The sequence below is a fragment of the Streptomyces sp. CNT360 genome, from assembly GCF_000424785.1.
In genome coordinates this window covers 101,135-114,071 of record NZ_KE384246.1, presented here as the reverse complement: position 1 = coordinate 114,071, position 12,937 = coordinate 101,135, and the positions used below count along the sequence as shown (strand labels likewise).

The following is a 12,937-nucleotide window of genomic DNA, read 5'->3' as shown; positions in this document are numbered from 1 at the left end:
CCCTCTCCCTCACCGACGGGCTCACTCGGTGTCCGCTCGTGCTCGGCAAGGTGGGGGGTGTCTGATGGGCGTCAGCACGGCTGCCGGGTATGTCGGCTTCTGCTTCGCGGAATTCTGTTCGAATGGCCGGGTTCGGGATACTCGGACGGGACGGGCCGGTGGACGGACAGGCGCACGCAGGGGACCGGCACTGCGCCGGGAAACGGAGGCGGAGTGAGGTCGCGAGAGAGCGACCGTCTGGCCATCACGCCGCTGACCGTCAAGGACGACTGCGCGGTGCTGAGGTTCAGCGGCGAATTGGACAGAGGGTCGGAAGAGTTCTACCTGGACCGTATCGGTGCCGTGGTCGCCACGGGGTACCGCCATCTGGTGCTGGACGTGACCGCGCTGGTCTTCTGCGATTCCCGGGGCCTCAACTGCCTCCTGGCCCTGCGATGGCTGCTGCACCGCAGAGACGGCAGCCTGCTGCTCGCCTGTGTGGGGCGGCGGCTGGCAGCGGTGCTGGCCCTCACCGGCAGCACCGAAGTGCTGCCGGTCTTCTCCAGCGTCAGTGACGCGCTGCGGAGCCTGCCTGCTGACCAGCGTCCGGAGTGGCCGCCCGCCGACAGCATCGACCCGGGTATTCCGTTGCACAGCCCGGAGCCGCTGGAGACGTCCTGGCAGCAGGATGCCAACCCGCACCTTCCGCTCAACCCGATGGGCGTGGACTCGAAGGGCCCGGACTCCAAGTCCTGACCCGGTCGGCACCATGGAAGACCCGTCCCGCATCCTTCTCGCGGCGCGTCCCTCTCACGGCGCGCCCTGCTCTTGAGGCGCGCTCTTCCCCCGATCGGCGCACCGCCTCTTCGCCCGGGTGCAGCCCGGCTCGCTCCCACCCCCTCCCCTCCGTCGCTCTTGCCCTCGCCGCACTGTCGGGTGCGTTCCGCGAGAGTGCTCCGCGGTGTCGTGGCGAATGCGGGGCCGGGCACGGGTGAGGATGGGAGGACGGACGACGACGCACTCTCGGAGCATCGCACCCTAGGAACGGGCCATGGAGCAGCAGCAAAGGGCCGTGTACCAGCCGCGGCGGGTCCTGCCACAGCCGCTGAGCGGCATGGAGCAGCCGCAGCCGAAGTCGCTCTCCGCACGTGCGTTCGTGGCCTGGGCCGCCGGTCTGACGCTGCTGGTGTTCGGGTTGAGCCTGGCGGCCGGGTCCGAAGTGCGGCTGATCGGCCTGTTGATCTTCCTTCCGGCGATCGCGGCGAGCCTCGGCACGGTGCGGCAGACGCAGTTCGCTTCCGCGTGGGCGACGGCGGCGGTGGCGGCGTCGATCGCGCGGTCGCCCGGCTACCACCTGGACGACGCGCTCACGCTGGCGTTGACGCTCATCTTCGCGGGGCTGGCGGTCTACGGGAGCCGCTGGCGCATCGCGCGGGACACCGAGTTGCTCCGGCTCCGTTCCACGGCCACCGTCATCCAGCAGCACATCCTGCATCCCTTGCCGGAGCTGACGTCCCAGGTGCGCGTGGACGGGGTCTTCGAGCCGCTGCAGGAGGACAAGCTCTTCGGTGGGGACATCTACGACGTGGCCGACACCCGCCACGGCACCCGGATCCTGATCGGGGACGTGCAGGGCAAGGGACTGTCGGCCGTCGGGGTGGCGTTCGCCGTGCTGGGCGGCTTCCGGGAGGCGGCGCACCGGGAGCCGACGCTGACGGGCCTGGTGGACGCGTTGGAGATGTCCGTGGTGCGTCACAACGCGTATGCGCGCCGTTCGGGTGAGCCGGAGCGGTTCGTGACGGCCCTGGTCCTCTCGGTCGACCCGCTCGACCAGGAGGCCGCCGAGGCCGTCAACTGCGGTCACCTGGCGCCCTATCTCGTACGGGACACCGGTTATCCGACGCGGGTGGAACTCGTTGACACAGGGGTCCCGCTGGGACTGGCGTCGTTGGTGAAGGAGGGGCGCGTGGCGGACGGGTTCTTCTTCCCGCCGCGCTCGACTCTGCTGCTGTACACGGACGGCCTGTCGGAGGCGCGCAACGGTGCCGGGCTGTTCTATCCGTTGGCCGGTCGGCTGGCCGACCTCGTGGAGACTCTGAGAGACCCCGGCGACGAGTTGGCGGAACAGCCGGAGGACCCCGCGCGGGGCCTGGCGCAGGTACTCCGTGACGACGTGCGGGACTTCACCCATCCGTACCAGCAGGACGATCTGGCGATCCTGACACTGGAGAGACTGCTTCCTCATACGCCGGAAGAAGCCACGCTCCGCCGTGCGGCGCGGAGTGACCCGCGGGGCGCGTAAGGGCCGGTGCGCGCACGGGCCACGGACCCGAGCCGCGGCTCAGCCCGCGCGGAACCCTGTTCTCCTGGTACGCCTGCTCGCCGAGCGGCTCGCCGAGAACCTCCGTGTGAGCAGGGCCCCTGCCACCTCGACGCCCTGCTGTCCGGCGGGCGTCGGGGCGACGGGCCCTCGCAACAGCCCTGTCGGGGCCGCCGGTTATGGTCGTACCGACAGGGGATGACGGGGTACCGAGGAGGGGACCGCATGGCATCCGACGGGGGCCGCCTGCTCGCGGTCAGCGATCTGCACGTGGGGATGGCGGACAACAAGCCCCTCGTCGAATCGCTGCGGCCGCACACGGACGAGGACTGGCTGATCGTCGCGGGTGATGTGGCGGAGGTTTCCACGGACATCGAGGCGGCCCTGCGGCTCCTGTCCGAACGCTTCGCCCGCGTCATCTGGACTCCCGGCAACCACGAGTTGTGGACCCCGCGCGGAGACCCGCTGCAACTGCGCGGTGCGGAACGCTACGCACATCTGGTGGAGCTGTGCCGTTCGCTGGGTGTCCTCACGCCGGAGGACCCGTACGCGCGGTGGTCGGGGCCGCAGGGCGAGGTGGTGATCGCGCCGCTGTTCCTGCTGTACGACTACACCTTCCGGGTGCCCGGCACCCGCACGAAGGAGGAGTCGCTGGCCCGCGCGCACGAGGCCGGGATCGTGTGCACGGACGAGTATCTGCTGCATCCCGACCCGTACCCGACCATCGACGCCTGGTGCCGGGAGCGCGTCGCGAGCACCCGTCGGCGGCTCGACGCTCTCGACAGCGACACCCCGCTCGTGATGGTCACCCACTGGCCGCTGCTGCGGGAGCCCACGGATGTCATGTGGTACCCGGAGTTCGCCCAGTGGTGCGGTACGGAGCTGACGGCGGACTGGCACACCGTCTACCCGGTGGCCGCAGCCGTCTACGGCCACCTGCACATCCCCCGCACCACTCGCCACGACGGTGTCCGCTTCGAAGAGGTCTCCATCGGCTACCCGAGGGAGTGGCGTCGCAGGGGACACCCGCGCGGGCTGCTGCGCCAGATCCTCCCGGAACCGGCGGCAGCCGACTGACCCGGCGCGCGGAGACCGGCCGCTGCTCGCGGCTCTGATCTCCAACAGCGCCGGAGTCCCACACCCGGCACCCGGCACCCGGCACCCGGCACCCGGCACCCGGCACCCGGCACCCGGCACCCGGACGAGGGTCGACGGCGCGCCCGTTTCCCTCAACCAGCGGTGCGCCGCAACGCCTTGGACCGCCTCACCACGGCGAACAGCAGTACGGCGGTGAGACCGGCCACGAGTGTCACCGGCCCGACGAGTGCTCCGGCCGGTGCTGCGGGATCGAGCGCGGCGCTCGTCCCCAGTACGGCGGTCAGCGTGCCGACACCGGCGAGGAATGGCGCGGCGTACCAGGACAGGAAGAGGACGCCGCTGACGTCTCCCGCGGGAGTGACCAGGCCCATGGACAGCAACTCGGTCCGTACCGGGCCCCGTACCGCTCCCAGCACCGCCGCGGCGGCGAACACCGGGGCACACAGCGGCATCAGCAGCAGCGCCCACGCTGCGCCGCCCGCCGCGAACGGAACGGCCGCCAGGAGGGCCAGCACCGCACCTACCACCGCGGGCACCACGGTGTGCTGCACCATGAGGGAAGCGAAGCGGAACGGGGACCAGGAGGAGCGCCGCAGGTCGTCCGCCTCCAGCCGCGCGGTCTCCGCCAGCCGGCTCACTCCCGCCCAGCCGAGCGTCAGCGCCACGGCCAGGACGACGATGCGCGCCGCTCCGTCCAGGTCGGCCGCCAGCCCGGTGGCGCCCGCACCGGCGGCCGTCCACAGGGCGGCGCCGACCGGCCGCGCCGGGGCGCGCAGCAGCGCGGCAGCGTCCCGCCACACGATCGCGAACCTGCGCGACGGCGGCGCGGGCAGGTGGCGGCGTGCGGCGGGAGCGTCGCCGGTGAGCGCGTCGGCGATGGCGAGCTTGGCGACGCGCAGCTCGACCGACCACAGGACGGACGCGACCGTCGTCGCCGTCGCGGCACGGGCCCGGAGGTGCCGGGTGGGGATGCGTGCGGCCGTCACCTCGGCGTGTGCCACGGCGGCCACCGTGGCAGCCACCAGCAGCCCGACGCCCGCGGGCCAGCCCGGCGCCTGCCCGCCGGCCGCGTGTACGACCGGTTGCGCCGCCCAGCCCCAGGGCCCCGACCACAGCTCGACCGTCTCCACCAGCCGCAGTCCCGGCGGAGGGCCGCCGTCGGCGGTCTGCGAGGCCACAGCCCAGACCGCCTGCCCGGCGAGTGCGGCCAGCAGCAGCACGGCGTACGGCGTCGACGCCCGCACCCGTCGCGGTAGCCGCTGACCGCGCTCGACCCGCAGCGCCAGCGCGGCGGCCAGCAGCGGCAGGCAGACCCCGGCGGGCAGGCACAGCGCGAGTGCGGGTCCCAGGGGCGCCAGTCCGGTCAGCCGCAGCAGGACGGCGCCGCCCACCGCACACAGCACTCCGCCTGCCGTCATCAACGCCGCTGTCGACCGGAACGCGGGCCGCAACACCCGCTCCCGCCGCACCGGTTGGGTCAGCAGCCACGACACGTCCGGGCGGGACACCAGGACGGGCCCGCGCCACAGCGCGTCCCGCGCCGCGAGCACCGCGAGCCCGCAGGCCAGCAGCATCAGCACGGTCGGCAGGGCGCTGCGCAGCGCCTCCACGGTGCCGTCCTGCGCCGCGAGGCGAGCGAGCCGCTGGGCGAAGCGGTAGCCCAGGGTGCCGCCGTATCCGACGGCGAGGAGCAGTACCACGTAGCCGGCGACGGCCAGGTCGCGGTTGCGCTGCGCGCGGTGGGCCCGGCGTCTGGTGCGCAGCAGGCGCAGAGTTTCGGTGGTGCGGTCGTACTCGTGGCTCCACGCGTCTGCGGTGTCCTGCCGGTTGCCGTCGGCTCCCTCAGCGATCTCGCCGTCCACGCGACCGTCGGATTCCGTCCAGGAGCTCTGCCGGGATACCGGACGGCGCGTGTCGTCCGCTCCTGCGGGTGCCCGGTTCATGCGAAGCCGTCCCACCCGTCCAGTGCTCCGGGGTCTCCCTCGGCGAGGACGTGGCCGTCCTCCAGGACGACCACCCGGTCGGCCACGGCACGCACGAGTTCCGCCTGGTGGGTGGCCAGCAGGACCGCCACCCCGTCGGCCTTCTCGCCACGGAGCAGTGCGGCGAGCCGGGTACGGGCCGCCGGGTCGAGGCGCTGTTCTGGTTCGTCGAGGATCAGCAGGTCGCGGGGGCGGACGAGGGCTGCGGCAAGCTGAAGGGCCTGGGTCTGGCCGGAGGAGAGGGCGGAAGGGAGATGGTCGGCGTGGCCGCTCAGCCTGCGGTCGGCGAGCACCTGGTCGATCCAGGCGTCCGCGTCGGCCACGTCGTGGGCGACGGTGATGAGTTCGAGGTGCTCGCGGACGGTCAGATCCGGGTAGAAGGCGACGGTGTCCCCGGCGACGGCGATGCGGGCGCGAACCGCGGGGTCGTCCTCGTCGACGGTGCTCCCGTCGAATGCGGCCGTGCCCGTGGTCGGCCGGTCGCGGCCGCAGGCCAGGCGCAGCAGCGTCGACTTCCCCGACCCGTTGTGCCCGAACAGCGCGGTACACGTCCCCGCGGCGATGTCGAGATCGAGGGGGTGGAGGGCGTGCCGCTCACCGTAGCGACGGCTGACGCCGCTGAGCCGCAGCAGCGGCGTCCCCTCGCGACCGCCGTCTGCGCCGAGGCGCGGTGGTGGTGTCCCCGCTGCGGACATGGTGCTCGCGTCATCCTTTCCCGGGGTTCGGCCGGTGCAGGGTATGGACGACGACGTCGAGGCCGAGGAAGCGCTCCCGGCGTGCCGGGGTGAAGCCCAGCCGCTCGGCGACCTTGGCGGAGGCGGTGTTGCCCGGCGCGATCATGGCGGTGAAGTACTCCGCGTCGAGGTGCTCGAACCCCCATGCCACGCAGGCCCGTGCCGCTTCCGTGGCATATCCCCGGCCCCAGGAGGCGCGCTGGAACGTCCAGCCCGCTTCCACCTCGTCGAACTGCTCCCAGTGGTTGAGGCCGCAGCGGCCGATGAACTCCCCGGTGTCCTTCAACTCCACGGCGCACAGCCCGTGCCCGCGTTCCGCCCATTGACGTTCGATGTCCGTGAGACGTGCCCGTGCCTTGCCGCGGGGGTAGCTGGGGACGAAGCGGGTGACCTCGGGGTCGGCGTGCAGCGCGACGAAGGCGTCGAGGTCCTGCAGCGTGAGGGGCCGCAGCACCAGCCGCTCCGTCTCGATGACCTGTCGGCTGTCTCGTGGGGCGGGCCCGGACGCGGTTCCGGTGGGAGAGGTCATGGCCGTCATGCTCTCAGAAGGGTCTGACAGACGGGCCGGTAGCGTGCTCGGATGTCGTGAGCGCTCTGTGACTGCGTCGCTCTCCGCGCCCGAGGTGAGTGCCAACTGGAGGCTGGGGGATGTTCTTGACGGCCGAGTCGGGTGTCCGGAACAGGTACGACAAACCGCGCGACCCTGCTGGCATCACGCCCTACCCGGGTACTCCCTGTGGCTGCCGCCGCACTCATGCAGGAGGCGCGGGAGGGGGCGTCGCCGCAGAACTGAACCGGCGGGAGGGCCCGGTTCGCCCGCGTGACCGGCTTCCTCATTTCAGCGGGCCCAGAGAGCGGGCGAATGTGTCGAGGGCCGTGAAGTCCGCGTCGGCCAGGCCGTGTCGGGGGTCGACGAGGTGCAGCAAGGCCGGGCCCTCGTGGCGGGCCGCGACGAACGTCCGGTCCGCGTCGGTGATCTCGTCGTCCACCCAGGCGAACGGCCGCCCGGCGGCGTGCGCGACGAGGTGAGCGGTCTTCCAGTACGTGCCCTCCTCCCCGGCGCCGAAGAGCTCGGGCCAGTGCACGACCGGCAGGTGAGGGAGGCCCAGTACCGGGCCGATGTGCACATTGGCGTCGTCGCCCCAGGTGGTGGCCCACACCAGCTCGTACAGGCTGGCGAGTTCCAGCAGGCGGGGGCCGTGAGCGGGGTCGAGCCGGACGCGGAGCGTGGGCACCGCGTCCGGTGGTACGCCGGGGTGAAGAGCGATCCAACTGCCGGGGTGCATCAGGTGCGTGGTGTACCCGGCAGGCAGTCGTTCCGGTTCCGCGGCCCAGGGGTTGAGGGGGCCGTCGACATCCAGGTAGAGAAGGGGTCGACTCATCACAGGCATCCTGCCAGCAGCGCAGCTCCCGAAAAACGAGGGACGCAGGTACGGCCGCGAGAATTCCGCCAGGGCCCGGCCCTCGCGGACGGTACGGCGACGCGGACGCCCGCGTACTGACCCGGTGACGGCGTCCCGGCAGCCCGCGCGATGCCGGGCCCTGCGATGGCTCAGTACGGATCTGCTCGGTTCCGTGCCGGTGCGGTGCCCGGGGTGTGACGGTGTCGCACATGTGGCGCCGGTGGGCGGGCAGCGCCAGGGTTACCCGCCCCCCGGCCGGCGTGCCGGGACTGCGCGGGGAGTCCGGGAGATATCGGGGAGGGCCGTCTTCCACCGGGGCCGGCACGAGCCCGTCTGCGACGTCTGGTTCGGCACGCTGCCGCGGTGGCAGGGCACGTCCCGGCACGGCCGGGCGTGTGAGCCCACGACCTGGCACATCCGGCTCTGCCGCGGTGCTTCGTCGCCGCCTCGCCGCGGGAGCTGGCGCCGTAGTACGGGCACGGGCCGGAGATGACGATGGTCGCCCGGTTCCGGCGTGGATCGAGCAGGCGAAGAACCAGGGCGAGGTGCTGCTGACGCTCGACCGTGTTCGCGCCGCCCTCGGTCGATCCGACCGGCGAGGCCGGATTGCCGGTGCCGGATTGTCGGTGCCGCGCGTCATACTCCTGTCACAGCACCGCGTTGAGCGCTGACCCCGGGCCGGGTGGGCCGGTTAACCTTCAAGGGCAGCAGCGCAGCGCGGGCGGCGCCCGTGCGGATGGACGAGGCGCGTGGGGACGGACGGGGAGGGGACGTCGATGCCGGAGACTCGGGGGAGCTCCGAAGAGGGCCGGACGCCGGGGCTGCGTCCGCGGCGGCTGGTCGACGAGACGAACGGGACGGACGAGGAGCGCGGCCCGCGGGGACCGGCGGCCCTCAAGGCGCGCTGCACGGGGCTGTTGGCCTCCCTGTGGTCGGCCGTGCGGCCCAGCAGGCGCCGGGCGACCGGGTACATCGCCCTGTGTTCGGTGGGAGCGCTGGTCGGTACGTCCGTGGTGGTCGGCTCGGGCAAGGCGGGGGCCGTCCCCGACCTGTCCGACATCGGTGCCTGGCTGACGAGTTCCCGCACCGGTGAGGCCGCGCACGCCAACGGACTGACCGGGGACGTGGACGGCAAGGTCAAGCTGCCCGGCATGGGTGACCATCCGGTCTCCATCTCGCAGGACGGCAAGACGGTGCTGGTGCTGGACGAGAAGACGGGCAAGCTCGTCCGTATCGATCCCTCCCAGCTCTCCGCGGAGCAGTCCTCGCGCTACGGGACGGGCCTGCAGTTGGTGTCGGGGGGCTCGTACGCGTATCTCGTCGACCCTGTGAAGGCCCGGGTGCAGCGCATCGACCCGGTGCGCACCACGCGGATCGGTGCCCCCGTGGACCTGGGCTCGGGACCGCTGGGCAAGGCTGTCGCGGACCGCAAGGGGACGCTGTGGGTGCCGGTTCCCGGCCAGGGCAGGGTCGTCCCGTTCCCGCACGGCAAGAAGGGGCACGCCGTTGCGGTGGCAGACAGGAGCGGCAAGCCCGACACGCTGGTGATGACGCTGGCGGACGGTCGTCCAGTGGTCACGGACACCAAGGGCGGCACGGTGACGCTGCTCAAGCACTCGGGGCGCGGGATGCGCTTCAAACTGCCGGGTGCTGTGACCGAGGCGCCGACCGGTTCGGTGCTCGTTCCCGCGTCGACGGCGGGTGACGTGGTGCCGGTGCTGGCCCGTGAGTCGGGCCGGATGACGCTGGTCAACACCCGTACGGGTTCGCTGCTCAATGCCCGTCTGGGCGCGGGTGGTCACGACTACGGCACTCCGCAGGTGCTCGGTTCGAAGGTGTATGTGCCGGACAACAGCAACGGCACACTGAAGGTGTACGACACCGAGGAGGCCGCGATCGCCTCACCCATCAAGGTGACCGGCAAGCGCGGCAAGCTCAGCCTGTTCGTCCGGGACGGCCTGTTGTGGGTCAACGACGCCGACAATGCGACAGCGGTCGTCGTCAACTCCGCCGGACACGTGAACCGGGTCCACAAGTACGACGACCAGGCCCCCTCCGGCCGTAAGCCGCGTAAGAACGACCCCTCCGGTGACAGCGGTCAGCACGATCCGGCGCAGGGCTCCGACGCCCCGGATCCACCGTCCGACACGCCTCCTGGGGCGGACGGGTCGCCGCACAAGCCGGACCGTAGCCGCGAGCCGGACACACCGGAGGTCCCCGACAAGCCCAAGAAGCCGGACGGCGAGGAGAAGAAGCCCGCGCCGCGGCCGCCGGGTACCCCGCAGACCCAGTCCGGTGCGGGCAGCATCCGCATCTCCTTCGCCCCGTCCCCCGGCGTGAAACCGACCGGGTACCGGCTGACGGGTGCGCCCGGCGGCGCCGAGGTGAAGCCGCAGAAGGTCGGTGCCGACGGGCCGTTCACCTTCGAGGTGTCCGGCGGCTCGTGCGACCAGCAGTACAGCTTCTCGGTGGTGGCCGAGTTCGCGGGCGGCAAGACGGCGGAGTCGGGCCGCTCGGCGCCGACCCGCCCCTGCGTGGCGCCCGGGGCGCCGCAGAAGGTCACGCACTCGTTCCCGCAGGGCGGCCGTGGTATCAACCTGACGTGGCAGGCGCCCGGCATCGCGGGCAAGGGCACCCGCTACACGGTCACCGGCAGTGGAAACGACCCGAAGCAGCCCTTCGCCGCCACTCACGTCAGCCTGACGGGCCTGAAGAACAACCGGACGTACAACCTGTCGGTCGCCGCCACCAACGCGGCGGGGTCGGGCGGCAGCACGCCGGTGCGGGTCGACCTGTCGAACCGCAAGGACATCAAGATCGCCGACAACGCCGACGACGGCGAGGAGGTCGGCATCCGTACCGAGCCGTCCACCAAGGCCGGACGGCGCCTGGGGGCCGTGCCCGGCGGACAGACGCCCACCATGAAGTTCATCTGCCAGGTCACGGGCTCCATGGAGACCCACGACACCTACAAGTGGCGCAGCGACAAGTGGGACCGCATCGACTACAACGGCCAGACCGGCTACGTCAGTGACCTGTGGATGGACACCAGCAAGCACAAAGAAGGAAAGTTCTCCCCGGAGGTCTGGCAGTGCGACTAGATCCGCAGCAACCGGCTGCCCCGTCCGCGTCGCGGGAGTCCGTCGCGCTGCTCGCCCAGTGCTTCCACGCGCTCGGTGACAACGTCGAACGCGTCGTCAAGGGCAAGCGCGACACCGTGGAACTCGCCCTGGTGTGCCTGTTCTCCGAGGGGCATCTGCTCATCGAGGACGTGCCCGGCACGGGCAAGACGACGCTGGCGCGCTGTCTGGCGGCCTCGCTGGAGGCGAGCTGGCACCGGGTGCAGTTCACGCCCGACCTGCTGCCCTCGGACATCACCGGGGTGACCATCTACCGCCAGAACACGGGTGCGTTCGAGTTCCTGCCGGGTCCGGTGTTCGCCAGCATCGTGCTGGGTGACGAGATCAACCGGGCCTCGCCCAAGACGCAGTCCGCGATGCTGGAGGTGATGGAGGAGCGGCAGGTCACCGCGGACGGCAGGACCCACCCGGTGCCGCGGCCCTTCATGGTGATCGCCACCCAGAACTCGGTGGACATGGGCGGCACGTATCCGCTGCCCGAGGCGCAGCTCGACCGTTTCCTGATGCAGGTGACCCTCGGCTACCCGGATCACGCGTCCGAGGTCGCCGTGTTGTCGGGTGCCGCGTCGCAGACGAGTATCGAGCAGCTGCCGACGATCGCCACGGGCAAGCACGTGGCGGAGTTCATCCAGGTGGCCCGGCAGATCCAGGTGGCGCCGCAGCTGTACGACTACCTGGTGCGGGTGGTGGCGGCCACCCGGGAGCTGCCGGAGGTCCGGCTGGGCGCGAGTCCGCGCGGTTCGGTGGCGCTGCTGCGTGCGGTGCGGGTGCGGGCCGCGTCGCAGGGGCGCACGTACGCCCTGCCGGAGGACGTCAAGGCGCTCGCGGGCCCTGTGCTGGCACACCGGCTCATCCTCACTCCGGAGGCGGAGCTGAGCGGCCGCAGCGGCCTCGACGTCGTCGCGGAGGCCCTGGCCACGGTGCCCGTCCCGCAGGCGGGAGCCGCAGTCTGATGCTGTCGCCGACGGGTTGGGGGGCACTGGTCGGCGGCGCGGCGCTCATGGGAGCCGGGTACGGGTTCGGCTACCCGGAGGCGGCGGTCCTGGGGTCGGCCTGCCTGTTGGCGGTGCTCGTGGCCCTGCTGTGGACGGGACGCTCACCGAAGCTGGCGGCCAGCCGCCGGGTCGCTCCGCGGAAGGTGGCGCGGGGGGACGGCGCGGAAGGCTCCGTCACCCTCACCAACTCGGGGGGCCGCAGCCGGCGTGGCGTGGACCTGACCGACCGGTGCGGCGAGACGCCGCTGACGCTGCACGTGCCGCCGCTCGCCGCCGGTGCCGCACACACGGTGCGGTACGGGCTGCCGACCGGTCGGCGGGGCCGCATCGCCCTGGGCCCGCTGCGGCTGGAGCGTACCGATCCGCTGGGTCTCGCCCGCCGGGTGCGGGTGTTCGGGCCGCGCGAAGGCGGGACGGACACGCTGCTGGTGCGGCCGCGGGTGTGTCTGCTGCCGGTCCTTCCTTCGGGTACGGCACATCACGTGGAGGGGCCCACCTCGGACACCGCCGACGAGGGTTCGCTGACCTTCCACGCCCTGCGCGAATACGTGCTGGGGGACGACCTGCGCCGGGTGCACTGGCGGTCCTCGGCACGCACCGGCACGCTGATGGTGAAGCAGCTCGTGGACGTCTCCCTGCCGCACACCACGGTGGTGCTGGACACGCGCGCGAGGGCCTACCGCACGGAGGACGACTTCGAGCTGGCGGTGGACTGCGCCGCGTCCGTGGCGTTCGCCGCCGCCCGCTCCCACTTCCCCGTGGACGTGATCGCCGAGACGGGCCCGGTGCTGCGCACGGACGGGGCGGGCGGCCACGACGCGGAGGCGCTGCTGGACCGGCTCGCGCTGGTCCGCCGCTCGGAACGTGCCTCGGCGGGCGCGGCGTTCGACGATCTGGAGCGGTCCCGCCGCCGCGGTTCCCTCGTCGTCGTCACCGGTACGGGCGACCCTACGGGGCTGACCGCGATGGAACGGGTACGCCGCCGTTTCGACCGTACGGTGCTGTTGCGGGCCGGCGCGGAGCCGGAGCACGCCCAGCACGCGCACCAGCCGGACCATCGTGAGCGGCCGGAGCGACCAGAGCGCTTGGAGCGCCCGTCGAACGGGGCGCATCTGCCGGAGAGTTACGGCAGTGATGTGCCGCAGGCGCGGGTGACGGGCCTGGACTCCCTGCTGGCCGCCTGGCGTCGGGAGGCGGTGCGATGAGTCCCGTGCCGCGACCGCGCGCCGGTGCAGGGGTCCCGGGCGGCAGGCCCGCGGCAGGTGCCGGGGCCCGCCGGGGAATGC

The 12,937-nt window shown here is 72.3% G+C and carries 10 protein-coding genes; 6 read left to right on the top strand and 4 right to left on the bottom strand.

Going from position 1 to position 12,937, the window contains the following annotated elements; translation table 11 throughout:
- Positions 1–213 precede the first annotated feature (213 nt).
- The 3 genes from H297_RS39510 (at position 214) to H297_RS0131205 (ending at position 3,376) form a co-directional block, all read left to right on the top strand.
- Positions 214–735, top strand: coding sequence for an STAS domain-containing protein (locus H297_RS39510; protein ID WP_037795807.1), 522 nt, complete (start codon positions 214–216; stop codon positions 733–735).
- A 295-nt stretch (positions 736–1,030) separates the two neighbouring features.
- On the top strand, positions 1,031–2,281 hold the full coding sequence (locus H297_RS39505; protein ID WP_051352333.1) for a PP2C family protein-serine/threonine phosphatase: 1,251 nt from the start codon (positions 1,031–1,033) through the stop codon (positions 2,279–2,281).
- A 243-nt stretch (positions 2,282–2,524) separates the two neighbouring features.
- Positions 2,525–3,376 (top strand): metallophosphoesterase family protein, encoded by an 852-nt coding sequence (locus H297_RS0131205; protein ID WP_106959738.1) that lies wholly within the window; start codon positions 2,525–2,527, stop codon positions 3,374–3,376.
- A gap of 152 nt (positions 3,377–3,528) precedes the next feature.
- Here H297_RS0131205 and H297_RS39500 read toward each other — a convergent pair whose 3' ends face one another.
- The 4 genes from H297_RS39500 to H297_RS0131185 form a co-directional block, all read right to left on the bottom strand.
- Positions 3,529–5,259 carry a DUF6297 family protein gene (locus tag H297_RS39500; RefSeq protein WP_051352332.1) on the bottom strand — a complete coding sequence of 577 codons (1,731 nt, stop codon included), beginning with the start codon at positions 5,257–5,259 and terminating at the stop codon, positions 3,529–3,531.
- Between the two features lie 77 nt (positions 5,260–5,336).
- Positions 5,337–6,074, bottom strand: coding sequence for an ABC transporter ATP-binding protein (locus H297_RS0131195; protein ID WP_027740243.1), 738 nt, complete (start codon positions 6,072–6,074; stop codon positions 5,337–5,339).
- A 10-nt stretch (positions 6,075–6,084) separates the two neighbouring features.
- Positions 6,085–6,642 carry a GNAT family N-acetyltransferase gene (locus tag H297_RS0131190; protein ID WP_051352331.1) on the bottom strand — a complete coding sequence of 186 codons (558 nt, stop codon included), beginning with the start codon at positions 6,640–6,642 and terminating at the stop codon, positions 6,085–6,087.
- Between the two features lie 304 nt (positions 6,643–6,946).
- On the bottom strand, positions 6,947–7,495 hold the full coding sequence (locus tag H297_RS0131185; protein WP_106959737.1) for an HAD domain-containing protein: 549 nt from the start codon (positions 7,493–7,495) through the stop codon (positions 6,947–6,949).
- 797 nt (positions 7,496–8,292) lie between these two features.
- Between H297_RS0131185 and H297_RS0131175 the strand changes: the two genes are divergently transcribed.
- From H297_RS0131175 to H297_RS0131165, 3 genes are read left to right on the top strand one after another with little or no spacing between them, the layout of a single operon-like run.
- On the top strand, positions 8,293–10,617 hold the full coding sequence (locus tag H297_RS0131175; RefSeq protein ID WP_051352330.1) for a fibronectin type III domain-containing protein: 2,325 nt from the start codon (positions 8,293–8,295) through the stop codon (positions 10,615–10,617).
- Positions 10,608–11,609, top strand: coding sequence for an AAA family ATPase (locus H297_RS0131170; RefSeq protein ID WP_027740239.1), 1,002 nt, complete (start codon positions 10,608–10,610; stop codon positions 11,607–11,609). The genes H297_RS0131175 and H297_RS0131170 overlap by 10 nt, the downstream gene beginning before the upstream one ends.
- Positions 11,609–12,856: a DUF58 domain-containing protein gene (locus tag H297_RS0131165; protein WP_027740238.1), complete on the top strand. Its 1,248-nt coding sequence runs from the start codon at positions 11,609–11,611 to the stop codon at positions 12,854–12,856. Before H297_RS0131170 ends, H297_RS0131165 begins: the two co-directional genes overlap by 1 nt.
- Positions 12,857–12,937: the final 81 nt, after the last annotated feature.